The sequence below is a fragment of the Variovorax sp. WS11 genome, assembly GCF_010499245.1.
Classification (GTDB): domain Bacteria; phylum Pseudomonadota; class Gammaproteobacteria; order Burkholderiales; family Burkholderiaceae_C; genus Variovorax.
This window is the reverse complement of the sequence record NZ_JAAGOW010000004.1, coordinates 835,308-860,205: the sequence shown is the minus strand read 5'-3', so window position 1 is coordinate 860,205 and position 24,898 is coordinate 835,308. Positions and strand designations below refer to the sequence as shown.

Annotated in this window: 22 protein-coding genes and 1 pseudogene; 5 read left to right on the top strand and 18 right to left on the bottom strand. The window is 62.2% G+C overall.

Going from position 1 to position 24,898, the window contains the following annotated elements; all coding sequences use genetic code 11:
* Positions 1 to 649 precede the first annotated feature (649 nt).
* The gene (locus GXN78_RS33590) at positions 650 to 1,894 is read right to left on the bottom strand and encodes an IS4 family transposase (protein WP_164256104.1); all 1,245 of its coding nucleotides are present in this window, start codon (positions 1,892 to 1,894) and stop codon (positions 650 to 652) included.
* Between the two features lie 68 nt (positions 1,895 to 1,962).
* On the opposite strand from GXN78_RS33590, the pseudogene GXN78_RS33585 reads away from it, so the two are divergent.
* Positions 1,963 to 2,349, top strand: a pseudogene (locus GXN78_RS33585) (tyrosine-type recombinase/integrase); the annotation flags it as partial.
* 10 nt (positions 2,350 to 2,359) lie between these two features.
* Positions 2,360 to 3,562: an IS91 family transposase gene (locus GXN78_RS33580; protein ID WP_106560910.1), complete on the top strand. Its 1,203-nt coding sequence runs from the start codon at positions 2,360 to 2,362 to the stop codon at positions 3,560 to 3,562.
* Positions 3,563 to 3,866: 304 nt separating this feature from the next.
* Here the strand turns inward: GXN78_RS33580 and GXN78_RS33575 are convergent, their stop codons facing one another.
* The 8 genes from GXN78_RS33575 to GXN78_RS33540 all read right to left on the bottom strand — a co-directional run bounded on the left by GXN78_RS33575 (position 3,867) and on the right by GXN78_RS33540 (position 12,079).
* Positions 3,867 to 4,466, bottom strand: coding sequence for a transposase (locus GXN78_RS33575; protein ID WP_146163203.1), 600 nt, complete (start codon positions 4,464 to 4,466; stop codon positions 3,867 to 3,869).
* A 360-nt stretch (positions 4,467 to 4,826) separates the two neighbouring features.
* The gene (locus tag GXN78_RS33570) at positions 4,827 to 5,549 is read right to left on the bottom strand and encodes a haloacid dehalogenase type II (RefSeq protein ID WP_106560912.1); all 723 of its coding nucleotides are present in this window, start codon (positions 5,547 to 5,549) and stop codon (positions 4,827 to 4,829) included.
* Positions 5,549 to 6,304, bottom strand: a complete 756-nt coding sequence (locus tag GXN78_RS33565) for a class II aldolase/adducin family protein (protein ID WP_106560913.1) — start codon at positions 6,302 to 6,304, stop codon at positions 5,549 to 5,551. Before GXN78_RS33565 ends, GXN78_RS33570 begins: the two co-directional genes overlap by 1 nt.
* Positions 6,305 to 6,354: 50 nt before the next feature.
* Positions 6,355 to 8,004 carry a fatty acid--CoA ligase gene (locus GXN78_RS33560; RefSeq protein WP_106560914.1) on the bottom strand — a complete coding sequence of 550 codons (1,650 nt, stop codon included), beginning with the start codon at positions 8,002 to 8,004 and terminating at the stop codon, positions 6,355 to 6,357.
* A 15-nt stretch (positions 8,005 to 8,019) separates the two neighbouring features.
* Positions 8,020 to 9,162, bottom strand: a complete 1,143-nt coding sequence (locus GXN78_RS33555; protein WP_181360696.1) for an alpha/beta hydrolase — start codon at positions 9,160 to 9,162, stop codon at positions 8,020 to 8,022.
* Positions 9,163 to 9,165: 3 nt separating this feature from the next.
* On the bottom strand, positions 9,166 to 10,512 hold the full coding sequence (locus GXN78_RS33550) for an MFS transporter (RefSeq protein WP_258187286.1): 1,347 nt from the start codon (positions 10,510 to 10,512) through the stop codon (positions 9,166 to 9,168).
* Between the two features lie 149 nt (positions 10,513 to 10,661).
* Positions 10,662 to 11,243, bottom strand: a complete 582-nt coding sequence (locus GXN78_RS33545) for a phosphohydrolase (RefSeq protein WP_106560915.1) — start codon at positions 11,241 to 11,243, stop codon at positions 10,662 to 10,664.
* 152 nt (positions 11,244 to 11,395) lie between these two features.
* Positions 11,396 to 12,079: a Crp/Fnr family transcriptional regulator gene (locus GXN78_RS33540; RefSeq protein ID WP_239143000.1), complete on the bottom strand. Its 684-nt coding sequence runs from the start codon at positions 12,077 to 12,079 to the stop codon at positions 11,396 to 11,398.
* A gap of 233 nt (positions 12,080 to 12,312) precedes the next feature.
* Here GXN78_RS33540 and GXN78_RS33535 point away from each other — a divergent pair, with 233 nt between their 5' ends.
* Both GXN78_RS33535 and GXN78_RS33530 read left to right on the top strand, forming a co-directional pair.
* Positions 12,313 to 13,152 carry an alpha/beta hydrolase gene (locus GXN78_RS33535; protein WP_106560916.1) on the top strand — a complete coding sequence of 280 codons (840 nt, stop codon included), beginning with the start codon at positions 12,313 to 12,315 and terminating at the stop codon, positions 13,150 to 13,152.
* Positions 13,153 to 13,342: 190 nt separating this feature from the next.
* Complete coding sequence (locus GXN78_RS33530; protein WP_106560917.1) at positions 13,343 to 14,332, top strand: NADPH:quinone oxidoreductase family protein; 990 nt, start codon at positions 13,343 to 13,345, stop codon at positions 14,330 to 14,332.
* Between the two features lie 219 nt (positions 14,333 to 14,551).
* Here the strand turns inward: GXN78_RS33530 and GXN78_RS33525 are convergent, their stop codons facing one another.
* From GXN78_RS33525 to GXN78_RS33500, 6 genes are all read right to left on the bottom strand, one after another.
* Entirely contained in the window at positions 14,552 to 16,165 is a 1,614-nt protein-coding gene (locus GXN78_RS33525; RefSeq protein WP_219910132.1) for a GMC oxidoreductase, read from the bottom strand.
* Between the two features lie 18 nt (positions 16,166 to 16,183).
* Positions 16,184 to 16,894 carry an OmpW family outer membrane protein gene (locus GXN78_RS33520; RefSeq protein ID WP_106560919.1) on the bottom strand — a complete coding sequence of 237 codons (711 nt, stop codon included), beginning with the start codon at positions 16,892 to 16,894 and terminating at the stop codon, positions 16,184 to 16,186.
* Between the two features lie 173 nt (positions 16,895 to 17,067).
* Positions 17,068 to 17,871, bottom strand: a complete 804-nt coding sequence (locus GXN78_RS33515; RefSeq protein WP_106560920.1) for an SDR family oxidoreductase — start codon at positions 17,869 to 17,871, stop codon at positions 17,068 to 17,070.
* Entirely contained in the window at positions 17,868 to 19,328 is a 1,461-nt protein-coding gene (locus GXN78_RS33510; RefSeq protein ID WP_106560921.1) for an AMP-binding protein, read from the bottom strand. Before GXN78_RS33510 ends, GXN78_RS33515 begins: the two co-directional genes overlap by 4 nt.
* A 44-nt stretch (positions 19,329 to 19,372) precedes the next feature.
* Positions 19,373 to 20,302: an alpha/beta fold hydrolase gene (locus GXN78_RS33505; protein ID WP_106560922.1), complete on the bottom strand. Its 930-nt coding sequence runs from the start codon at positions 20,300 to 20,302 to the stop codon at positions 19,373 to 19,375.
* Complete coding sequence (locus GXN78_RS33500; RefSeq protein WP_106560935.1) at positions 20,299 to 21,273, bottom strand: enoyl-CoA hydratase/isomerase family protein; 975 nt, start codon at positions 21,271 to 21,273, stop codon at positions 20,299 to 20,301. The genes GXN78_RS33505 and GXN78_RS33500 overlap by 4 nt, the downstream gene beginning before the upstream one ends.
* A 136-nt stretch (positions 21,274 to 21,409) precedes the next feature.
* Here GXN78_RS33500 and GXN78_RS33495 point away from each other — a divergent pair, with 136 nt between their 5' ends.
* Complete coding sequence (locus tag GXN78_RS33495; RefSeq protein WP_106560923.1) at positions 21,410 to 22,129, top strand: TetR/AcrR family transcriptional regulator; 720 nt, start codon at positions 21,410 to 21,412, stop codon at positions 22,127 to 22,129.
* A gap of 8 nt (positions 22,130 to 22,137) precedes the next feature.
* Here GXN78_RS33495 and GXN78_RS33490 read toward each other — a convergent pair whose 3' ends face one another.
* The 3 genes from GXN78_RS33490 to GXN78_RS33480 all read right to left on the bottom strand — a co-directional run bounded on the left by GXN78_RS33490 (position 22,138) and on the right by GXN78_RS33480 (position 24,896).
* On the bottom strand, positions 22,138 to 22,995 hold the full coding sequence (locus GXN78_RS33490) for an alpha/beta hydrolase (RefSeq protein WP_106560924.1): 858 nt from the start codon (positions 22,993 to 22,995) through the stop codon (positions 22,138 to 22,140).
* 88 nt (positions 22,996 to 23,083) lie between these two features.
* Positions 23,084 to 24,160, bottom strand: a complete 1,077-nt coding sequence (locus GXN78_RS33485) for an alkene reductase (RefSeq protein WP_106560925.1) — start codon at positions 24,158 to 24,160, stop codon at positions 23,084 to 23,086.
* Between the two features lie 31 nt (positions 24,161 to 24,191).
* Positions 24,192 to 24,896 (bottom strand): SDR family oxidoreductase, encoded by a 705-nt coding sequence (locus GXN78_RS33480; protein ID WP_106560926.1) that lies wholly within the window; start codon positions 24,894 to 24,896, stop codon positions 24,192 to 24,194.
* Between the last annotated feature and the right edge of the window lie 2 nt (positions 24,897 to 24,898).

The following is a 24,898-nucleotide window of genomic DNA, read 5'->3' as shown; positions in this document are numbered from 1 at the left end:
GTCGTGCAAAGGCAAACTCGCTCGACGGCTTCAGGAACTTCGGCTTAGCTACACAGTGAGGTGCCTTGCTCTGCCGACCGGATCAAGAATGGCAGAATGGCGAGCAACAAGGCCATTCAACGCGGAATGCCTGGCGATAGCAGATGAGTATCTGCGACCCGGCGGAGGCAATCGGCTTCTATGAGGACTGGGATGTCAAGCTCTCTCAGGGAGGCCGTTCACTGAGAAACATGATCGGTGGCTGGGAACCGTAAGAAGTCCGATTTCATACTCGGACCAACTTCTATCCGTGTGGGCGCTCGGGCCCAACACCTCATGCTGCATACGCGCCAGTAGCGCTGGCAGATTCCCTCTTCGCAACGCGCCCCATTTACAGTAAAGCATCGGTCACGACGCAATACTGTTCGCTTAATTAGAAAAGCTGCCTGAAGGGTTGGGTGGCGACCATGGCCGCACGCCGGAGCGCCGGACAATTTGTATTGGGGCACCTGGTGGCCCTGAGAACAAGCAGGGCGCGAAGTCCACGAGTACGCGAGTCGGAGCGGCGCGGTCGTGACCCGCGTACGGTGAGGTGCGTCGTTTGACCATCCGCGGAGAACGCCGATTGAGAGTCCTCGATGCGCGAATGCTGCCGCTGGCCTGGAGCAGTTCACGGAACCAGCGTCGTCGCTTTTTGGGCCTCGCTGGGGGGAAAGGCCCCGGAGTGGGGCTGCGTACGTCGGAGGAGTTCTACGTGTCCTTTGAAGGACAGCTCGGCGTGAGGTATTCGGTGGTTGGAGGCCCCTTGATGCAGCAGCCATCTCACCGCGTAGTGCGCCAGCACCCAGCCGTAGAACTCTTGACGCACCAGCTCGGGTGTCTTGCTTCGGAGCACCCGCCGGTTCTGCCGCAAATGCGTCTTGAGTTCATCGAACACGGACTCGATCTCCCAGCGCTGGTGATACAGCGCTGCCAGCTCCATGGCGGGTGCGCGCTGCGGGTCCAACAACGTCGTCAGGAGTCGGTAGCGCGGCTGCGCGTCATCCAAGCCCGGCAACTCATAGTCGATCACGCGCACCGTCATGGCTTGCTGCTCGGCCTCAGCTCGGGGAACATTGCTGGGGCGGATGACACTGAGGAACGACCCATCATCGAGCACGCGTTGGACCGGCATCTTCCACGTGCTCCCGCATCGCCATAGCAACTGCGCTCCCGTGGCTGTGGCCTGACGCCAATGTTCGAAGGAGTTGAAGCCCCGGTCGGCCATGCAAAGCATGCCTGACTCGAGACGCGGCAGCAACGCGGCCGCGAGCCCTCGCTCGCCATCGCTAAAGGCCCCAATCTTGGCACCGAGAATGGCGTGTGTCGCGCACTCGATCAATACGGCGCAGCGAGCCTGCGGATAGCCGGCATGGCCAGCGGTGATCGCACTGCTGCTCGGGTAACCGAAATCCCGCGCGTTATCAGCCTCGTCAGGTAGCTCGAACGTGCTGCCGTCAAACGCTACAAGCCGCAAGCCGGCAAAGAACGCTTGCGGATGATCCTGGGGATTGGCCAAAGGCACACAGCAGCGCTTGATCAAGTCGCTCAAGGGTGCCGAGCCGATGCGGCTGCGCAAAGCGCTAATGGAAGACTTGGCCACAAGTGCCGGCTGCGCGGCCCCATTGGCCCAGGCCAGACCCTGAGAGACGACGGCGAAGACCTCTTCGTAGGCTGCTTCGGGATACAGGCTCAAGGCCATGCAGTAGTAGACCCCAGCCACCGCAGGGAAGCTGCGAATGCGTTGGCTGTTGCAGCCGTGCTCGTCCAGCACAGCGTGCACGACATCGGCTGGTACCACCCGGGCCAGCAAACTGGCCGCCAAGAAGTCGCTAAGCCTGGCTCCCTCGCCCAACACTGCCTTCGTCCGTGCCATATCCCGTCCGCCATCGAGTTGCCACGGAAGCAATTGTAGGCGACATTGCTCTAATCGAACAGTATTGCGTCATGCTCTCGCCGCGGTTGCTGGAGACGCTACGCGAATACTGGAAGGTCGTGCGCCCCAAGGCCTGGCTGTTTCCGGGCGACATCCCCGGCCAGCCAATCACGCGCTTTGCCGTAGAGCGGGCCTGTCAGAAGGCACATCGCGCCGCCGGAATACCCAAGCCGATCACCCCGCACTCGCTGAGACATGCGTTTGCGACGCACCTGCTGGAATCCGGCACCGATGTGCGCCGCATCCAGCTACTGCTCGGTCATCGTAGCTTGGCCACCACCTCGCGCTACCTGAAGATCGCGACCTCCACGGTGTGCGCGACGACCAGCCCGCTGGATCTGTTGCCCGAGGCCCCGCCGCTGCCGTCCGAGCCGATGCCGCCTCCGGTGTTCTGAGCCGGCAGCGATGCGAGCCACCGGGCTCGAAGTGGCGGACATCTTCCGCCAGGTCGGGCCTGCCTACCGTCAGGATCACGCTGACGCGATCAGCGGTGGGCAGCGCCGTGTCATGCGCGACATCGAGCGCTGCCGCACGGCCGCGCTCGGCGGCCATGTTGAGCAGTGCGACGCCTGCGGTCACCAGCGCATCTCGTTCAACAGTTGCCGATCGAGGCACTGCCCAAAGTGCCAGTCGCTGGTTCGCGCGCAGTGGCTCGAAGACCGGCAGTCCGAGCTGCTGCCGGTCGAGTACTTCCACGTCGTCTTCACGGTGCCGCAGGAGATCGCGGCGATCGCTTACCAGAACAAGGCCTTGGTCTACGACATCCTGTTCCACGTCACCGCCGAGACCTTGCGCACCATCGCCGCCGATCCCCGGCACCTGGGCGCCGAGATCGGCTTCATCTCGATCCTGCACACCTGGGGCCAGAACCTGCTGCATCACCCGCACCTGCACTGCGTCGTGCCCGGTGGCGGGGTGGCCCCGGATGGCCAGCGCTGGATCGCCTGCCGCCCGGGCTTCTTCCTGCCGGTGCGGGTGCTGTCGCGGCTATTCCGGCGTCTGTTCCTGACGCAGTTGCGGCAGGCCTTCGACGAGGGAGAACTGCGCTTCTTCAACAACCTGGCGGCGCTACAAGACCCCGATGCCTTCGCCCGCTACTTGGCCCCCGTCGCCCATGCCGAGTGGATCGTCTATGCCAAGGCGCCCTTTGGTGGCCCCCAACAGGTGCTTCACTACCTCGGGCGCTACACCCATCGGGTGGCGATCTCGAACAATCGCCTGATCGACTTCGCCGACGGCCGGGTCGCCTTCGCGTGGAAGGATTACCGCCACGAATCGCGCCGCAAGGTCATGTGCTTGGACGCGCAGGAGTTCGTTCGCCGCTTCCTGCTGCATGTGCTGCCCACGGGCTTCCAGCGCATTCGCCACTATGGCCTGCTGGCCAACCGCTATCGCCAGATCAAGCTCGTTCACTGTCGCCAGTTGCTGGCAGCGCCCGCGCCGGTCGTCGAGTTGCCCGATGCGGCGCCGGACTATCGCGACCGCTACCAGCGCCTCACGGGCGTGTCGCTGCGCGACTGCCCGCTTTGCGGGCGTGGCCAGATGGTTCGCATCGAATCCTTCCTGCCGGGAACCTTGCCGCGGGGTCCACCGAGCACGCCGCCATGAACGCGATCCCAACCGTCAGTCCCAGCACTTCTCGCTGCGTCACGCCAGGCGCCGGGTGTCCCTTAGCATGCCCGCGCCCACCGACGCTGTGCAACCCTCGCCGCGTATACATGGCATCGCCATTGCACACGCCCGGCCAACTCGAAGCTCATTCCAGCATCGGCCGAGCACGCCTCGCGTCGCAAAACTCTCGGGCCTCGACAAGCTCCGATTGATTCAATTCCCATAGCACCACCGCCGTGCGGGCGGTTCAGCCCAACGGGATCTTTAGCCAACCGGCCGCGGACACGAGCTGCGCCATGAATCATCGCCGGCGCGCCGCGACCGATCGGCTAAAGACTCTCTCCATTTTGTTCCCGGGAACAAAATGCAGCACCAGCAAAGAACCAATGCGACTGAGGTGCGCAGTACGTTCATGAGTGAGCCGCTCGAATTCACGATGCTCGCGTCGCTCGTCTTCCTGGTCCCTAGTGGGCTCGCGCAACACCGACCACACGTGCTCGCCGCGGTGGTGCCGAATCAGCATCGTCAGCAACTTATCTCCATCAAGGCGATCGGTCTTGGCGCGCCGCGCCCGGCGATTGACTTCGATGCTAGCGGCATCGACAACGATGCTGTCCACGCCCAACTCGATGAGCCAACGATGCAGCCACCAGCCATCTCGACCTGCTTCGTAGCAGCTGTGCACTTGCGCACGCGCTGGTGTCTTGAACCGCTTGCCAGCACGAATGATGCAATCCGCCAAACGGGCCTGACCGCCAGCGGCCACTGTGTGACGACTTACTACACCACCGCCGTCGCCAAACGTGAGCTTCCAGTTCTTGTCACTGAGCTCAAGGCTCAAATAGAGATCGCCCGGCGTAGGCGTTTCCTTCCGATCCAGCGCGGCCTGTATCGTAGACATTTCCAAGCTCCTTTCGACAAACGGGGCTTCCCGTTTTACGCCCCCATCCCTACATAGCATCTACGGCCGCTACGGCCGGGACACAGCAGCCAAGTGCAATCCCGACACTCTTTGGTCCAGAACCTCCGCACGCCTCTTGGTCAACGGAGATCGTCATTGAGAACGAACTCGTCGCTGCGCCATGTTCGTTCGAACCCTTCATCCTAGGTCGTCAGGCGCACGAAGCCGCAAGGCGGGCGCCTACAAGAAAGACGCCGCATCACCTCAGCATGGTTCAGCCGAGGTGAGTAACGGTGGATCTTCTCCGTAGTGCCCTGCAAGGAGTCGGAGTGATGATCCCAGAAACCCCTTGATCCCGCTCTAACACTTCAGCAGATCAGCAAGCTCAATCAGATCTCTGGCGTGAAGCGTGTTGTCCGCGTTCGGCGAAACATCCTTCTCCTGGAGAGGACCGTGTTCCAGTGGCCGCTCGACATAGGCGGTCTTCAATCCACATGCGCGTGCATGGGCCAAGTCGTCCTGATGGGCTGCAACCATCATGACTTCGCTCGGATCGATGTCGAATATCCGCGCAACTCCCAGATAGGTTGCTGGATCAGGTTTGTACTTATGGAAAATTTCCGCCGACAGGATGCAGTCCCAAGGCAGAGCTGCACGCTTCGCCATGTTGGAAAGCAATCCGATATTGCCGTTCGACAAGGTACAGATCGTATAGCGCGACTTCAATCGAGTGAGTCCTGCCACGCTATCGGGCCATGGGTCTAGTCTGTGCCAGACTCTGTTCAGGTTCAGCCTTTCGTCCTCCGACAGGTGCGTCAGCCGGAACGTCTCCAAAAGCTCGTCCAGAATCATTCGGTGAAGGTCGTCGATCGAGGTCCAGCCAAGTTCACCGGCCATGACTTTCCGGATCGCAGGCATGTAGCCGGCTCTCCAGGCAAGCGCGAACTTGTTGCCGTCAACGTCGAGATTCATCGACCGAACCTCTTGCGCGACGCTCTTGTGCCAATCGACGACCGTTCCGAAGACATCGAAGGCCAGGACCTTAGTCGTCCCAGCGACTCCGTGTGAGTTCATGCGCTTCATCAGACGTCGTAGCCGGGATTGGTGCGCTCCAACTTGCGCAGCAGCGCAGGCCATACGAAGCGGCCACCGATGCCGCCGGTCTGCGCGCGTGCATCGGCCTCCGCGGTCGCCTGGATGGATTCGTCGACCATGGTCAGCGGACCGCCCGCCTGCGCCGCAATCTGAATCTGGCAAGCGCTTTCGAAGATGTACATGGCCAGGAAGGCGTCGGCGATCGAAGCACCCACCGTGAGAAGGCCATGGTTGCGCAGCATCAGATAGTTCGCCTTACCTAGGTCCGCCTGCAATCGCGGCTTCTCTTCGTCACGCAGTGCGATGCCTTCGTAGTCGTGATACGCCAGTGAGTTCTGAACCACCATCGACTGTTGCGATACAGGAAGCAATCCTCCCTGCTGTGCACTGACGCCGACGCCGGCCCGGGTGTGCGTGTGCAGCACGCACTGAACCTCCGGCCGAGCGGCATGAATCGCGCTATGAATGACGAAGCCGGCGCGGTTCACAGTAAATGGTGATCCGGTGAGCTGGTTGCCCTCCGCATCGACGCGAAGGAGCGAAGAGGCCGTGATCTCGTCGAACAGCAAGCCGTACGGGTTTATCAGAAAGTCATGGGCGTCGCCCGGCAAGCGCGCACTGATGTGCGTGAATACAAGATCGGTCCAGCCATGCAGCGCCACGAGGCGGTAGCAAACGGCCAAGTCGCAACGCAGTTGCCATTCTTCGGCGCTGACTACTTCTTTGAGGGATGGGATATGCACGATGAACTCCTTTGGACGGGGAATGGATGACTGCGGCGGAACGCTGCAAGCTATGCGACGCCCACGGTCTGCGCCTGCTGCGCCCGAATCAGTTTCTTGTCCAGCTTGCCCACGCTGGTCTTGGGTAGACTACCCGCGAACATCACTTCCTGCGGGATGGCGAACTTCGAGATGACACCCGCATCCGCGAACCTCTTGACGTGGGCGCGGATGGTTTCGGCATCGAGAATGGCACCCGCCTTGAGCACCACGATGGCGGCAGGACGCTCGCTCCAGCGCGAATCGGGAACTCCGATGACTGCGGTCTCCTGGATTCCGGGGTGCTTCAACAGAATGTCCTCCAGTTGCAACGAGGAGACCCATTCACCACCGGTCTTGATCACGTCTTTCAGGCGGTCGACGATCCGGACGCATCCATCCGGATCCATCACCGCGATGTCGCCCGTATGCAGCCAGCCGCCACGCCAAAGCGCCTGGCTGGCCTGCGCGTCGCCGAGGTAGGACTGTGTGAGCCAGGGCGAGCGGGCCACGAGCTCGCCGGGCGAGTTTCCGTCGCGCGGCTGGTCTTTCATCGCGTCGTCGACCACGCGCAACTGGACGAACGGAACTGCCCAGCCCGCATGACAGCGCGCCGCGACTTCCCCGTCGCTGGGCGTTTCGGAGTGTGCAGACCGGGGTTGTGCCAGGGTAAGGATTGGGCCGCTTTCCGACATACCATAGCCGGCGAACACGTCGATCCCGCGGCCCATGGCGGCCTTGGCCAGCGATTGCGGGAGCGCTGCTCCGCCTATCACCACTGTCCAGCCGTCCAGGTGCTGGTCCTTCTCCGCCGCCGAGTTAAGAATCATCTGCAGAATAGTCGGCACGCAGTGAGAGAAAGTGACCTTCTCCCGCTCGATCAGGGTCAGAAGGCGGTCGGGGATGTAGCGCCCCGGGTAGACCTGCTTGACACCCATCATCGTGGCCACATACGGCAAGCCCCACGCATGCACGTGAAACATGGGCGTGACCGGCATGTAGACGTCGTCGTGGTTGAAGCGGCCCGCACCCGGCCCTGACAGGGCGGCTCGGCTGGCCAGGGTGTGCAACACGAGCTGCCGGTGGCTGAAATGCACGGCCTTGGGCAGGCCGGTGGTACCGGTCGTGTAGAAGGTGGTTGCGCGCGTCGACTCTTCCATGTCGGGCCATGCGTTCACCGGACGCGAGCCCGCGAGCATGGCCTCGTACTCGGCGGCGATGGGAAGACGCGTCTCGCGCGGGCTCGCCGCGTCCGACAGAAGCACCAACTGCTTGCCCGGATCCACTCGGTCCCAGATTGCCTCTAGCATCGGTAGGAACTCAGTATTGACGAGAATGAAGTCGTCCCTGGCGTGGTTGATGGTGTAGAGCAGTTGCTCGACCGAGAGTCGCACGTTGACCGTGTGCAGCACCATGCCTGCCATTGGCACCGCGAAGAAGCACTCGAGATAGCGATTTGTGTCCCAGTCCATCACGGCGATGGTGTCGCCCGGACGCGCGCCTAGTTCCGCAAGCCCGGCTGCCAGACGGCCGATGCGCTGGCTCAGTTCGGCATAGTCAAAGCGCACGGCCTCGCCGCACACAATCTCTTGTGAAGGACTGCGTGCCAGACCAGCCTCCAGCAGTTGCTTGATCAGCAGCGCGTTTGCACCGAATGCTTCGGGCGGATCGTTCGATTTCATGGTATAGACATCCTTTCAACGGTTTGTCGTAAAAAAGTCGACGAGCGCAGCATTGACCGCCTCCGGTCGTTCTTGTTGCACCCAATGCCCTGCGTCGGCGATGAAGCGGGTCGAGATCCAGCGAGTGCATGCATCGCGCTCCATGGCATCGAGCGCCCCCGGTAGCATGTGCACGCCCCAGTCCAACTCCCCGGCGATGAAGCAGCTTGGTACGTCGATAGTCAATCCGGCGTAGACCTGCAGCCCCTGCTGCATCGCGAAGCTGGTGGCCGCTCGGTACCACAGCAGCCCTCCCTGGAACCCGGTGCGGCCGAACTCCTCGCTGTACACGCCCAGCGATTCTTCGGACAGCCATCGGCTGGATCCGACCTCGCGCTGTGCGATACCTTGCGCCACGGTTTCAGCCATGCCCAGGCCCGCGTCCATCACGTAGTAGCTTGGAAGCCGGGCCAGCGATGACGCGCTCAGGTCGGGCAAAGGCGCGGGCCGCTCTTCAGTCCCCTCCGCGCTCTTGAGGTGGTAGTACCCGCGCAAGAACTCGCGCAGGCCTTGGCGTGCGTCGTGCATTTCGACGTTGGCATCAGGACCAGAGTAGTACAGCTGGTAGTGCTTGCGCGGGCGTTCCAGCGTCGACAGACCGGCAAGCGCTTCTGAGAGTTGCCGGGCGCGCGGGTCCGGCTTAGCAGCGTCACCCGGCGATCCGGCGAAAGGTGTGGCCAGCATGGCCAGCGAACGAAAGACGTCGGGGCGGATCAGCGCGCACCAAGCCGCGACGTACGAGCCGAAGTCGTGGCCGACCACGGCATGCACCGATGTCTTTCCAAGCACATGGACCAGGCCCAAGATGTCGAGCACAAGATTGTCCACGCGAAAGCCTCGCAGATCGCTGCCCGGATCGGCGGACCAGCCCGTGGTTCGGCCATAGCCGCGCTGGTCAGGCGCTACCACATGGAAGCCGGCTTGCGCCAGCGCCAGCAACTGATGTCGCCAGCTAAAAGCCAGTTCAGGGAAGCCGTGCAAGAGTATGACCAGCGGCGTCTCGTGATTTGCATCGCCCGCCTCCAGCCAATGCATGCAAAGGCCGTTGCCATTGTCGGCATGGCGTACGCGCACACGGGAGTCCAGCGGCAAAGGAATCAAGGCGGGTTGCTCGGCCATGGATCAGCGCGCATAGACGTCCGCCATTTTTTCGCCCGGTGCAGACCGGAGCGCCGCAGCACCGCGCCGGATCGAGCCGCTACCGACCATCACCATAGCGCCCGCCAACATGATGCCGGCGATGAACAGCAGGCCGCCCGTCATGCTGCCGGTGGTCTGCTTGATCACGCCCAAGATGTAGGGGCACGCCAATCCTGCTAAGTTGCCCAAGCTTGTGATGATCGCAATGCCTGCGGCGGTCGATTGCCGCGATAGCTCTGTCGTCGCTACTGCCCAGAACACCGGCAATGCCGAGACGGATCCAGCAACTGCAATCGAGATCAGTGCTACTGACACCCACATATCGGTAGTGGTCCAGCTCGTAAGCGCCAGCCCCACTCCACCGACGGCCACCGCAACGGCATAGTGCCATCGACGCTCGCCACGTTTGTCCGAGCTGCGGCCGTACAGAATCATCGCGAGCGCCGCGAACGCGTAGGGCACGGCGGAGATCAGCCCGATCGTCTGCATGCTCTTGACGCCCAGGCTCTGGATCATCGTCGGCATCCAGAAACTCAGGGTCGTTCCGCCGCAAACGGCCGCGAAGTACAGGAACGACAGAAGGTAGACTTTGGAGTCACGCAGTGCGGCAAGAGCGGCCTCCACGGGCGGCGTGGAACCATGCGGCGCCGCGTCCTTTGGCATGTCGATACGAATCAGCCGCTTCTCGTCCTCGGACAGCCACTTGGCCTCTTCAGGCGAGTTGGACAGACATGCGTAGACCACGAAACCCAGCGCTGCAGCCGGCAGGCCTTCGAGCAGGAACATCCACTGCCAGCCTCGCAGGCCATACCAACCATCGAGGTTCTGCAGAATCCAGCCGGACATCGGACCTGCGATGAGCCCGCCTATAACCGTTGCGCTCATGAACAAGGCGATGATGCGTGCCCGACGCGCCGCCGGGAACCAGAACGTCAGATACAGCACGATTCCCGGAAAGAATCCAGCCTCGAAGGCGCCCAGCAGGAAACGGGCTATGTAGAACTGCGTTGGCGTGGTGACGAACATCGTCGCCGCCGAGATCAGGCCCCAGCACACCATGATGCGCATGATGGTCAGGCGCGCACCGATGCGCATCAGGAGCACGTTGCTGGGCACCTCGAAGAGCGCATACCCGACGAAGAAGATACCCGCGCCGAGACCGTAGATGGCATCGGTCAGATGCAGATCCGAGCTCATCTGCAGCTTGGCATAGCCGACGTTGATGCGGTCGATGTACGAGACGACGTAGGCCAGGAAGAGCAACGGTATCAGTCGCCATGTGATCTTCCGGTACATCGCCTTCCTGCGAAGCTCATGGGCGTCATTCATAAGGGCAGGGTTCGCTGTTCGGTTCATCGAAGGTCTCCAACGTTTTCTTGCGGTTTCACCATGCCTCAGGTGCGCCGAGTCCGAGCAGCAGTGCGCTGGAGACGCCAGTTGCCGGGGGATGGCGCGGCGGCCTATGTACCTTGTCAGGCTTAGGCCATTGCGGCCGACTTCTTGTAGATGCTGTTGACGGGACTCAGGAACAGCCGGCGCACCATTGGCTCGAACTCCGACAGCGGCAGCGTCTCGGCCTTCGGGTCGAAGGCCGGGCTGTCGTACAGCTCGCAGAACTCCGCCGTCCGGTCGTAGTGCGGATGTCCGCTGAACTGCGCGCGCATGTCGCGGTCCATGCCCAGGTGATGGAAGAAGTAGTAGCCCTGGAAGATTCCGTGGTTCTGGACCATCCAGTGATCAGCTTCGCTCACGAATGGCTTCAGCACCGCCGCTGCGATGTCGGGATGATTGAACGTTCCCAGGGTGTCACCGATGTCGTGCAGCAAGGCACAGCACACATAGGCCTCATCGCGACCGTCGCGCAAGGCCCGAGTGGCTGTTTGCAAGGAGTGGTCGAGCCGGTCGATGGGAAAGCCCCCAAAGTCGCCCCGAAGCAGACTCAGGTGATGAAGGACACGGCCGGCCAGCCCCTTGGAGAAAGACTGGAACTCGCCTGCGATTACTTTCCAATCCTGGGCCGTGCTCTCCTGAAAGCTCCGAAAGGTTGCGCGCTCCACCATGGAAATACACCCGTCTAGTAATGAATGGCTGCGCATCTTAGGAACCTTAGGCCTTCTTTGATTGCAAGCCGTCTGACAATCCGCGGGTAAGTCCTAGCGCTTGCGCGCACCGCTCGCAAGCAGCCGCGGGGGGCATCGACGGACAAGCTCGCCTATGGCTCGCTGAGGACCTTCAACGTCTCTATCGACTCGATGACGATCCGCCCGTACGAAAGCGATAGCGCGCCAGTCGCCGCCATGGCCTTGAGCTCCAAAGATAGAGTTTGGCGGGTCAAGCCAAGCATCAGTGCAAAGGTCTCGTGAGTGATGGGAATCACACGCCTTGTGCGCGGCAGCGCGGTTGCGTCGCCGCGGGCCAGTTGGAGGAGCCGCCTCGCGATGCGGGCACGCGTCGTGCGCAGCGCCGCATCCTCGAAGAAGCTGAACATGGTGCGCGTGCGCCCAGTCTGCAGTACCGCAATAGACCGAGCAAAGCCGGCGTCCTTCATCAGGTCTTCGAATACGGGCGGCGCGATGTGCAGCAGTTCGGAGTTGCGCAATGCCTGAATGTCGTGCGTACGCGGAAGCCCATCGAGCGACGATGCTTCGCCAAACCAGTCGCCCGGCTCAAGCAGGCCGAAGATCATCTCTCGACCATCTTCGAGCACAGACGACGCAGCGAGAACGCCGCTCACTACGCCGTAGAAGCCGTTCGCGGGATCGCCTTTGCGCACGGCGAACTCTCGGCCACGAACACGAAGCGGCCGTCCTCGAGTCAACAGTGTCTCCTGCGTGGCCGCCGCAAGTGACTTGAACCAGTTATCGCTGGTGAGACTAAGCAGTTCGTCGCGTGCCATCAAGGTTCTTCCCGCCGCGATCAAAGGCCCACGAACTCACTCCCACACCCGATGCACCAGGGCGATCGACGCAACGGCCGAGCATTTCACAGACATCTTCTTCCGTGACACCGTCATCTTGCCTCTTTCGCAGTGGGAAGGCCCTATATTCATTATGGTCATCATCAAAAGCCGGTTCCGTCTTCATATGATGCGCATCATATTATGAACCTTCGCAACCCAAGGAGCTATTGATGAATGAAAACCACCTGAACACGCCGACACGGTTCATCGAGGTGGACGGCGACCGTTTCGCCTACCGCCGATGGGGAAAGAGGTCCGGCGTCCCGCTGTTCTTTGTCCAGCATTTCCGGGGCGGCATGGATCATTGGGACCCTATCATCACGGACGGCCTAGCTGCAGGGCGAGAAGTCATCCTTTTCAACGGCCGCGGTATCGCCTCGTCGTCGGGCACGCCACGCAACAACATGGAGGAGATGGCCGATGACATTGCCGCGGTCATCAGGGCCCTCGGTCTGTCCAAGGTAGATCTGATCGGCTTTTCGATCGGGGGATTCCAAGTCCAGGAAGTGACATTGCGCCATCCTGAATTGGTCCGCAAGCTCATGCTCGTCGGCACGGGCCTGCGGGGCGGAAACCCAACGATGGATCCCAAGGTGCTCGAAGTGGCCCCGCATCCGGTCCCAACCGCAGAGGACTTTCTTTTTCTTTTCTTCGGCCGATCCGAAGAAGCCAAGAAGGCAGGTTTGGCGTTCTGGGAGCGCCGCCACCTTCGCGCAGACCAGGATCCACCCAGTTCGCCGGCAGTTGCGAAGGCGCAGTCCGAGGCCCACTATGCGTACCTGACTCCGATGCCGGGTGACACGCCCTACGCGTATCTGAGCAAGATCACGCAGCCTACGTTGGTGGTGAACGGCATCAACGACGTGATGATCGCGACGATCAACTCCTTCTACCTTGCGCAGAATATTCCCAACGCCGAACTGATCATCTATCCGGACGCAGGACACGGTGCGCAGTTTCAGTACCCTCATCGGTTCCTCAAGCACGCGATCCAGTTCCTGGACGACTAGTTGGTGCAAGGTCTCACGGCTCGAGGGCTGGACGAATGCATCCGCCCTCGGACCGGCTGGCGCCCTCTTCGCTCCTCAACCGCTCGCGCTCCCATCCAACGCCGTTGCTCGCCCTCCGCTCGCCTCGCTCTGGAGGCCGAGGAGCAGCAGGCACGCGGTCCCGCAGCCCAGTCAACTTAAAGGTTAGAAAATGAAAGCCGTTCGGTTCCACAAGACAGGAGGGCCTGAAGTCCTCGTCTATGAAGATGTTCCTGACCCAACACCAAAGGAAGGCGAAGTCCTTGTCCGGATCGAAGCCGTTGGGATGAATTTCGCTGACGTCATGCGCCGACGCGGTGACGACTATCCGGACCCGTCGCCTGTCCCATTCATTCTTGGCGCGGAGGTCGCTGGCACGATCGCCGCCTTGGGCAACGGAGTAACTTCAATGGAGGTCGGAACACATGTCCTCGCGACTCCGGGCGCGGGCGGCTATGCGCAATACATCTGCGTGCCCGCGGCGACGGTGGTACCACTGCCACCTGGCGTGAGCGCTGTCCAGGCGGCAGCTTTGGTGGGGCACGGATTGACAGCGGCTCTCACGCTTCGCAACGCTGCACGGCTGGCGCCAGGTGAAAGCGTGCTGGTCGAAGCCGCCGCCGGCGGCTTGGGTTCCTTTGCCGTCCAGTTGGCCAAGTTGTATGGCGCGGGCAAAGTCATCGCCGCCGCCAGCACACCGGAAAAGCGCGCCATCGCGGAGCGCCTCGGCGCGGATGCATCGGTCGACTACACGGCGCCCGGGTGGGCGGAGAAGGTTCGGGAGTTAACGGACGGCCGCGGCGTGGACGTGGTGCTCGAGACCGCCGGAGGTGAAAGCGTCGGTCAGGCGCTCAGTGCGATGGCCCCGTTTGGAAGAATGATCTTCATCGGCCAGTCCAGCGGGAAAACGGCACTGATCGATCCATGGCAGCTCACGGTTCCGAATCACACGATAACGAGCTTCTATATTGGCGCGTACCTCGCATTTCCGGAAATGATCATGTCCACGTTGACCGAGATCATCGGCTACATCATGGCCGGAAAGCTCTCACTTCAAGTGGGCACGGTTCTGCCGCTCTCTCAGGCCGCCGAAGCGCATAGCCTTTTGGAAGGTCGCAAGACAACGGGCAAGGTTGTACTACAGCCCTGGGCAACGTCCTAGACCTCGAGTCGCTTAACGGCTGGCGTCATCGATCGCTCCACATAAGCCGAGAGCCGAAGCGTCGTCGGGGGAGGCAGCCGACGACGCGAATGCGAGGAACGTGAAGAGGCGCACGCGATCGATTGCTTCACGATTCACATTTCAATGGGGGCTTTGGGCTGTCTTGATCCAAGCAACTTTTCAGGGCGAGCCAGGCACCGCAATCGAGTCTAGAAGGCCTCACTCACGAGCCATCACCTCCAAGTTGGCCGCAGGAATCTGCGCCATCGCATACTCGGAAATGGCAGTGATTGTCAGCGCAGGGTTAACTCCTGGATTGGCGGGCATCGCTGCACCGTCACATACCAGCATGTTCCGGTAACCAAAAACGCGCAGGTTCCGATCTATCACGCCGCTCTCGACGTCAGCACCGATGACCGCGCCTCCCACCATGTGGGCGGTGGTCGGAATGTTGCCCAGTGCCTCAAGCACATTGCTTTGAGCAATCCCCCCCGTTTGCTGCGCCAGCCACTGGGCGGCCCTGTTGCCGATGTCGATGTAGGTCGGGCTCGGCTTGTCGCGATCTTGCTCGGTCGCGAGCCGGTAGCCACGGCCGAACCAGCGCTTCCTCGCGCGCAGCGCGATTGCGTTGTCCAGGGCCTGCATCACGAGCAGCATCACCATCCGTCGACTCCAGCCGATCGGCCAGAGCGTTTGCAGCCATCGCAGTGGATGCGCGGCGATGGTGCCCATCCACTTGAGTGGCCGTGTCAGCCGACTGCCGTCGCCGACCAGAACCGTATAAAGCAGGCTGACAAAGTCGGCATTGCGACCATATGTGAGCAATTCAATGTGGGTATCCTGATTGACGTGCACACTGCTACTTGCGGTGACGTCTCTCCAAGTCTCGCGGTCCCGGGGCAGGCGCACAGTAAGGATCGATTCGCTGTTCGTGCGCACCAGTTCGCCTAGACGGTCACTGATCCGGGGCAGCGAGCCACTGTGCTTGCAATTGGCCAGCAGTTCGTTCGTTCCGAGCGTGCCTCCTGCAAAGACCACGCCACGCGCGCTGAGGATCTGGCGATCTCGGGCAAACCAGGCGCCGGGGCGTTGGGTGGTCACGCGGTAGCCTTGGCTGCCGTCGGCAGCGCCAAGCGGCGCGACATCCACCACCTCGCGCTCGGCCAGTACCTGCACGCCGCGCTTCTGCGCGAGCCACAAGTAGTTCTTCTCCAACGAATTGACTGCGCCGACGCGACAGCCCACCAGGCACGCGCCGCACCGCGTGCACCCGGTTCGGTCGGGGCCCTCGCCTTTGAAGTAAGGATCCTTGACGGATTTGCCCGGCTCACCAAAGTACACGCCGGTGGGCGCGCGGGTGAACGTGTCTTCGGTTCCGAAGTGTCGTGCCATCGAGCGGATCAGCTGCTGGTTGACTGACTCGAAAGGCACCGTCTTGACGCCCAGCATGTACTCGGCTGTGTCGTAATGCGGTTGCAGTAACTGGTTCCAGCGACCAAGCGATCGCCATTGTGCGTCATCAAAGAAATCCGGCTTGGCCCGGTACAGCACTCCGCCATAAACAACGCTGCCACCGCCAACGGCGATCTGGTTGGGCGTGAAGACGTGGCGAAATAGACGCATGCGCATGATGCCCTTCAGGCCCAGTGCCGGCGCCCAAAGGTACTTGCGGAACTGCCAGGTCGACCTGGGAAGGTCTTCGTCGCGATAGCGCCGGCCGCGCTCGATCACTGCGACGCGGTATCCCTTTTCGGCGAGGCGCAGTGCAGAGACGCTCCCGCCGAAGCCCGAACCGATCACCAGCCAATCGAAGTCAAATGTAGCTTTGGTCACAGAGATCGTCTTCGATGCTCAAAACCGGTATCCGACGGTCAATCCGAATATGCGCGGAGAGTCCTTGAGACCGACGCGCCGGGAAATCGCGCCAAAACCTGGCGTCTGTGTGACAACAGTTGCCACAGTTTTCATGCGAAAGGTGGAATACTCCATATTGATGCCCCAGCTTTTGTTAATTGGATACTCGAAACCAATCCTTGCATAAGGACCCCAAGAGCTCTTCAGGTCAATGGAACTACTTAGCCCCTGAACCGCGGCTGTATAGGCACTGCTCGACTTCTGATTAGTGAAGAACGTATAGGTCGCACCAATTCCTACGTATGGCCGGATGACAGGAAAATCGGTGAACGTGTAGAGCGCCATGACGGTCGGAAACCAGATGCGCGCCGTCGCGACGGTTCCCACGGTTCGAGCTTTCCCTGTGCCAAAGGCAGTGAGGGCTGGAGGAATCCCCGCCTGGAACTGAACCGCCCAGTTGCGGGATAGACGTCGCTCATAGCTCATGGCAAAGACGTCCAAGTCCCTGACACCTATTCCGAGACCAGGTGGCGTCGTCCCCGGCGGCCCCGTAAGGTCTCCAGACTTGATACTGAACTTGACCTTGGCATATCCGACTTTTATGCTGTTCTCTAGATCGTCGGCATGGGCTGTGCTGCTTAGTGAGAAAGCGATTGGAAGCGCTGCGCCAATAGCGGTGATCGCGGCGATAAGTTCTTTTCCTTGCATTTTGTCTCCGTACGGGTTTGGTTTTTAATTTCTTCAGCCGGAAGAAGGACTGGCGATTAATATTGAAAGTCATTCTTCCGTCGAGGTGTCATCGCATTGCGATTGGATTCGTTGTTGTCTTTCAATCTGTTATTCATTTCGCATCAGTGATTCCGTTCTCCAGCGCAATAGGGTCATCGAGCAAGGTGCCGGACAACCTGGCGGCTGAGCGCAGGCGGCGCGACGCGGGTGGCGAAAGCCAACAATGCGGCCTGCAGGCCGACGGTCCAATGAGTCTTGTGGATCCGTGACTTGGCCGCCGCACAGGCCCACACGGCGGCTGCCACATCGGCTGGGGCTAGACGAATGCCCAGCGACCTCGCGCTGGCGAGCTGAGCGAAGCCCTCCGACATACTGGTCTTGACGAAGCTCGGCCAGATGTCGCTGACACGGATGCCAAACCTGCTCCACTCAAGATCGAGCCCTTCAGTGAACCCGCGCACGGCAAACTTCGTTGCCGAGTAGGTCACCAGGTCGGGCTGGCCGTAAATGGCTGTGGCCGAAGCCATGTTGATCACGCGGGCACCCGGCGTACGTTGCAAGTAACGAAAGGCGCCGTGGCAACCGTTGATCATCCCCCGCACGTTCACGTCCAGCATCGCATGGTGCCGCGCCAGGGCCACGGTTTCGAACGGCCTCGAGGCAAGGATGCCGGCGTTGTTGAAAAGCACGTCAAGCCGTCCGTCGCTGTGCATCCAGAACGCCTCCAGCGCCCTCCGCCATGCGTCAGCGTCACCCACATCGAGTGCGCCCGCGACTGCATTGCCCACGCCTAGACTGCCGGCAACTGCTTCGGCGCCCTCCGCATCAACGTCGTAGAGCCCGACGAACCAGCCGCGGCGCGCGAACAGTTCGGAGCAGGCGCGGCCGATGCCCGACGCTGCGCCTGTCACGAAGATCGCCGGTCGGCCTCCGCGCGGCGCGGCATCCGCGCTCATCCGACCAGCTCCTTGGCCAGCTGGCGAAGCTTCGGCTTGTCGATCTTGCCCATAGCGTTCTTCGGCAGGCTATCGGCGACGAGGATGGTCGCGGGCCGCTTGACGCGCGTCAGGCGGTCAGCACAGTGTTCATTCAAAGCGTCCGAGCTGCCCTTGGCATTCGGGCGGAACGCGATGTAGGCGACAACGATCTCGCCCAGCGTCTCGTGCGGCGCGCCGATTACTGCCGCCTCCAGCACGCCGGGGAAGTCGTGGAGCACGTCCTCGATCTCCTTCGGATAAATGTTCTCACCGCCGCGGATGATCATTTCCTTCAAGCGCCCGACGATGGACAAATAACCGTCTGCGTCGATGCGGCCGATGTCACCCGTGTGCAGCCAGCCGTCGATAACTGTCTTTGCTGTTTCCTCGGGCTTCCCAAGGTAGCCACGCATGACGTTGGGGCCTTGCACCAGCACCTCGCCCGTGGCGCCCGGGGGCATATGCCTTCCGTACGAGTCGGCGATCGCGATGCGTTGCCCGGGAAAAGGCAGACCAACGGAACCGGGCTTGCGCAGACCGTCGATGGGATTGAGGGTCGAGGCGCAGGTACCCTCAGATAGCCCGTAACCCTCGACCAGCGGGAACCCGTAGCGCGCTTCGAAGTTCTTGAGCAGGTCCGCTGACGCAGGCGCCGCGCCGCATACGCCAAAACGCAGGCTGGAGGTGTCGGGCCGCACGGTGGTGGGCAGAGCATTGAGGATGGCGTAGATCGTCGGCACCGCGGAGAAGTACGTCGGTCGCAGTTGCTCGACGTCACCGAAGAAGGTCTCGATGTCGAAGCGCCGACGGATGGTGACTCGCCCGCCACTCGCCAGCGGCGTCAGGATGCTCACCACAATGCCATTGACGTGGAACAGCGGCAGCACCAGCAGGCAGTGGTCAGCGGTCGTGACCCTGAGCGCTTGGCGCCCCATGTCCGTCATGGCCTCGATATTGGCGTGGTCCAGCATCACGCCCTTGGGCAAGCCGGTCGTGCCGCTGGTGTAGATCAGCAACGCCAATGCGGCCGGGTCATCGACTGGTGTGCCCGCGTAGCGCGGCCCATACTGCAATGCCGCCACCGACATGGTGGGCACGTCCGCAACGACCGGTTCGCCGCTGCCATTGACGATCAGCTTCGCACGCGAGTCGGCGATTTGATGGCTCGCCTCCTTGACGGTGAGGCCGGGATTGATCGGCGTCATCGCCGCCCCCAGGCGCCAGACGGCGAACATCGCCACGGCAAACTCAATCTGATTGGGCAGCATGAGAGCGACGACGTCGCCCGTGCCAATCCCCAGGGACGCAAAGGCGCCCGCCGCGGCGAGGACGCGAGAATGAAACTCGTTATTAGACAAGGCAGTGCCGGCATCCGCGATGCACGGCGCGTCCGGCGCAAAAGCCGAGCGCGAGTCCGAAAGCATGGAAAATCGCATCGTTGTTCACTCCAGAAAGTCGACGAATTTGCGCTCGGGTCCGCCTAGCGGGGGCCGAGCAGGTGCTGGGTCAGGAAGCGTGTCTGGTCGAACACCAATTGCTCAAACGCGTGGCCCTTGTAGAAGTCGAAGTGGCCGGCGTCGTAGCGCTTGATCTCGCCGCGCGGCGCGCGGCGCGCGAGTTTCAAGGTCCGACCCGGTGGCGTCACCGTGTCGGAGTTGCTGACGCAGAACAGGATCGGGCACTTCACCCTGGCGGCGGAGAGCCCAGGGCGGTAGGTGCCAATCTCGGGAATCACCCTCGCGGCCACGTAATTGACGAAGCTCATGCCCTTCGGCATCAGTGCCAGATAGCCCGGCAGCGCGTCATGCGCGTTCATCAAGGCTGGCTGGCCTGGCGCAGCGGTGATAGGCACCATCACTGGCGGTCGCCCCAAGAGCTTGGCTGCGAAGTCACGCAGGACGACCGGAGTGACCTTCAGCGAGCCTTTCAGGCCCAGCGCGGCAGCAGAGGCCAAACCGTCGGTGAATGGGCATTGGCTCACGGCAGCGCGCAACTCGGGATGCCGGCTGGCCACCGTGATCGCATGGCCGCCGCCGAACGAGCTGCCCCAGACGGCGAGGCGACTGCCGTCGACATCAGCGCGGCGCTTGACGAAGGCCAACGCCGCCTCCCAGTCCGCAAGCTGTCGTTTGACCGACATCAGCTGCCGGGGTTCGCCACCGCTGTCGCCGAAGTACCGATAGGTGAAGGCCAGCGTGGCGATGCCCGCGGCCGCGAAGCGCTCGGAGAAGGCGTCGAGGCGCATCTCGCGGATCGCACCCAGGCCGTGACCGAGGACAACGACTGGCGGACGCTCCACGCCGACGGGCAGGTAGAGCCAAGCCGAACAGTAGGTTTCGCCTGAGTCGAAGCGGACGTCGTGCCGGGTGAAGGCGCCGGTTGCGGCGGGGGACTGGATCAAGGCGTTCATTTCGGGGCCTTGTTTTCCTGCAGGGGGAAGCGGCCTTCGGCGAGCGCTTCGTCGTAGATCGCGGGGGCGTAGAGCGGCAGGTCGCCATCGTGTGCTGTGCGATCGAGGTAGCCGACCATCAGCGATTGCGCTGTCGCGGAAGGGGCAATCTTGATGAACTCGGTGCGCTCCAAATGCAGGCCCTCATCGAGGGTCATTGACCCGCCGAGGTAGACCGCACGTTTGATCGCGGCAACGGAATCGCGAGGACGCGACCCCAGGTACCCGGCCAACTCGATGGCCCGGCCCAGCAGCGCGTCCGCGGGCACGACTTCATCGATCAGGCCAATCTCGAGGGCCTTAGCGGGCGGCACCGGCCGGCCTTCGAGCATCATCATGAGGGCGCGATGGGCGCCGACCAGACGGGTCAGGCGCTGCGTTCCGCCGCCGCCTGGAAGGATGCCCAGGAGCACCTCGGGCTGGCCGATGAAGAAGTCCCCATCCGCCATCAGACGCACATCGCAAGCCTGCGCGAGTTCGCTACCCAGGCCCAGCGCGGACCCGTTCAGAGCCGCGACAAAAAGGACGCCGCAGCGGTTCATGCGCAGGAAGGTGTCGTGCAACTGGTCCAGTTGCATGCCGCCCTCCAGCGGCGTGACAGATGCCGCGGCCGCCAGCGGCGGCATCCCTCGGACCTTCTTGGCGACACGGGCGATCACCGATGCAGTGCCGCGCCCAACCTTCGGAATACTCTTGCCGCCCTCTTGAAGCCAACGTACGTCGGCATGGCCGATGAAGCGCCCGGCATGCGTGCCGGTGAGGACCACCGCCCTGACCGCCGCATCGGACTCCACCTTGTCCACCAGGGACGCCAACTCCATGGCCATGTTCAACCCCATCAGCCCGTGCGGCCCGCCCTCGAGTCGCGCGATCAATACAGAGCCACGGGTTTCCACCTCGAGGCGCCCTGGCATTGCTGGTGTCTTCGTCATCTCCTGAATCCTTTCCTTCTCGGTAGCCGTGGCCCCGCAAATGCGCCAGGCCGTCTGAAGCCGGCCAATCCGGACACTGCCGGTCATATAACAGTGTTATTGATGTAGCATAACTCTGTTATTTCGAGCTTGCAATATGGCCACTGATAGAACTTTCCCTGAGGCACGTACTCGCCTCGTTCAGGCAGCGATCCGTCTACTTGCAGCGAACGGCCCTTCCGAAGTCAAGGCCCGTTCGGTCTCGAGCGAAGCGGGCCTGTCGACAATGGGGGTCTACTCGTACTTCGGCGGCGTGCCGGAACTTCTTCAAGCCGTTGCCGACGAGGGATTCGAACGCCAAGCCGCCATCTTCAAACAGGTGGCGAGTACGGAAGACCCGATGGTTGACCTATGTGCGATGGCTCTGGGCTGCCGGGACTTCGCAAGACGCAATCCCCATCTGTACGACCTGATGTTCGGCTTGTCGATTCACGGTAGATACAGCCCCTCGCGAGGCCCCCCGGCTGTGGCGCCGAGAGAGCAGTCAGCAGCGTTCACGGCGTCCTACTCCTATCTGTTCGAGGAATGCAAACGCCTGGTGGAGTCGGGTTGCGTTCGCAAGATCGATCCGGATCTCATTGCTGCGCAGCTGTGGAGCAGCTTGCACGGATTCATCATGCTCGAACTTGGTGGCTACTTCGCGGCTGTCGCAGATCCAGCCGCCGAAGTCCTGGTGCCGATGTGCGTCAACCTGATTGTCGGACTGGGTGCAGATCGCGAAGGCGCCGAATCTTCCGCTGCCGTGGCAACTACCGGCTGGGCACGTTCGCTGGGAGTGAAGGCCATTCCTCAGCGCAGCCGAAAGTCAAAGCACTAGCTCCTTGGCTAGCGCGAAAGGAACGTAAGTGCCCTGCCCACGAAGTCGGCATGGAACTGGAACACCGCGCCGTGTCCGGAATCGGGATAAATGACGAGTTCGCTGTTCGGAAGGCGCTCCGCCAGATCGCGCGTGTTCTTGCTTGGAACCATGCGATCGCTGTCGCCGTTCGCGACAAGGACGGGATGGTGAACCTTCGATAGGTCCACGGGCTTCTTGTCACCCCACCGGCGCAGCGCTTTCAGCTGCGCCTGCAACGCGGACACGGTGATTTTCTTGTCGCGGTCTTCGACGCGTTCTTTTATGCGCAGCAGAAACTCCTTTCCCGCACGGATTCCCGCGGGCGTCCTGGTGAAAAACAGAAACTGCTTCGGATCTTGGGCTGTAAGCAAGCCTCGGAACATGTCCAGGTACGTTACTCTGGCCACCTTGCTGATGCCTTCGCCACCGGCGGGGCCTGTCCCCGTGATGATCATCTTGCGCACGAGGTTCGGCTCCATCAGAACGATCTCCTGGGCGATCATTCCGCCCATAGAGAATCCGAAGAGGTCGACTTGATCGAGATCCATCGCCTTCATGAAGGTGATCGCATCCTTGGCCATCTCCTCCATTGAATTCGCCGGAGATCCGCTCGATGCGCCGACACCTCGATTGTCGAATGTGATCACACGATGCTTCGCCGCGAGCCCGTCGATGACCCGAGGGTCCCAGTTGTCCAGCACGGCAGCTAGGTGGATAAGGCACACCACCGGCGTCCCAGGATTGTCCGTGCCAAGTTCCCGGTAGGCGAACTTCACATCGCCTGCCGTGATCGTTCGCGTTGGAACGTTCTTCCAAGTGACGTTCGATTTCTGCGATTTGCTCATCTTGCTCCACCTTCGCGTGTTCGTATGAATCGCCCTGGCCGGCCTCGTTTCGCCATGCCAGCCTGATCGTCAGCGCTGCGGCTGCAAATCAAGTCGCAAGGGCCGGATAGTCGGTGTAGCCCTTGGCGCCCGGCGTGTAGAAGGTCGCCATGTCCACGGCATTCAGTGCCGCTTCCGTCTGCATGCGCTCCACCAGGTCAGGGTTGGCGAGGAACGGACGAGCGAAGGCGATGAGGTCTGCGTGGCCTGCCTCGAGCGCACTTTCTGCACCTGCACGATCGAAGCCGCCGGCAAGGATGAACAAGCCCTGGAACGCAGCGCGAAGCCGAAGCTTCAGTTCGGCAGGCACCGGCGGTGCGCCCATCGCGGAGTGGTCCAGCAGGTGGAGGTACAGCATGCCCAGTTGCGACAGTTCCCCGGTGAGCGCCAGGTACTGAGCCTCGACACCAGGATAAGCGCCCGTGCTGTTGAACACGCCCTGGGGCGAGAGCCGGACCCCGACGCGATGGGCACCGATGGCGGCTGCCGTGGCGCGGGCGACCTCGAGCGCAAAGCGATTGCGGCCCTCGACGCTGCCGCCGTAGGAATCGGTGCGCTTGTTCACGTTGGCGTTCAGGAACTGCTCGATCAGATAGCCGTTGGCGGCATGCAGCTCGACGCCGTCGAATCCCGCTTCGATGGCGAGCTGGGCCGACTTGGCGTACTCCTCGACGGCGTGGGCGATGTCGGTTGCGGTCATCGCCCGAGGGCCGCTGTGCGGCTGCATGCCCTGTGAGTCGGTGTGCATCTCGCCGGGGCACGCATCGGCCATCGGTCCGACCACCTCCGCGCCCGCTGGCAGGTTGACGGCATGGGTCACGCGGCCGGTGTGCATGAGTTGCACGAAGATCTTGCCGCCCTTGGCATGGACTGCATCGGTGACCGCCTTCCATCCGCGCACCTGTGCGTCATTGAAGAGTCCGGGGATGCGTGCGTAGCCCAGCCCGTTTGGCGAGGGCGAGGTGCCCTCGGCAATGATCAGGCCGGCCGTTGCGCGCTGGCCGTAGTACTCTGTCATCAATGCGTTGGGTGTGTTGGCCTCGACGGCGCGGCTGCGCGTCATGGGCGCCATGACGGCACGATTGGCGAGTTGAATCGAAGGCGTGACGAGGAGTTCGAAGAGCATGGTGGTCCTTGTGTTCCAAGTGCGGCGAACTTCAGGCCGCTTGTGGGAGATAGCTGGGCCTCGGTGCCGTCATTCCGAGCTTGACCTGCTGCGTGAGTTCATCGGCCAGCACCTCGTCCAAGCCCGACTCGAGTCCATCGAGCGCGCGCTTGACGATCTCCTCGGGGCTCGTCTTCGGGACATCGAACCCGCGCGTGAGATCGGTATCGACATAGGCCATGTGCAGCGCCAGCACTTGCGTCTTCTGCGCCGACAGCTCGTGGCGCAGGGCATTGGTGAGCGACCAGGCGGCGGACTTGCTCGCCGAATAGGCTGCCAGGTCGCCGCCGTTCACCCACGAGGCGATCGACAGGACATTGAGCAGCGCGCCGCCGCCGTTGGCCTTGAGAATCGGCGCGAAGGCCTTGCTCATTCGCAACACGGCGAAGAAGTTGGTCTCGAAGATGCGCCGTGCGACATCTTCGCTGTCGGCCGCGAGAAAGCCTCCCGGCTGGGCGATGCCGGCGTTGTTGATCACCAGCGTCACATCCGACGCGAGCGCTGCGGCAGCCGCCACGTCTTCTTGCTTGTTGACGTCGAGTCGCAAGGCTTCAACGCCGGCTTGGGTGACCCCCGCGGGGTCGCGTGCGCCCACGTAGACCTTGCGGGCGCCGCGGGCGAGCAGCTCGCGTGCGAATGTCAGGCCGATGCCGCGATTGGCGCCCGTGACGAGGGCAACAGCGTTTTCAATCTTCATGG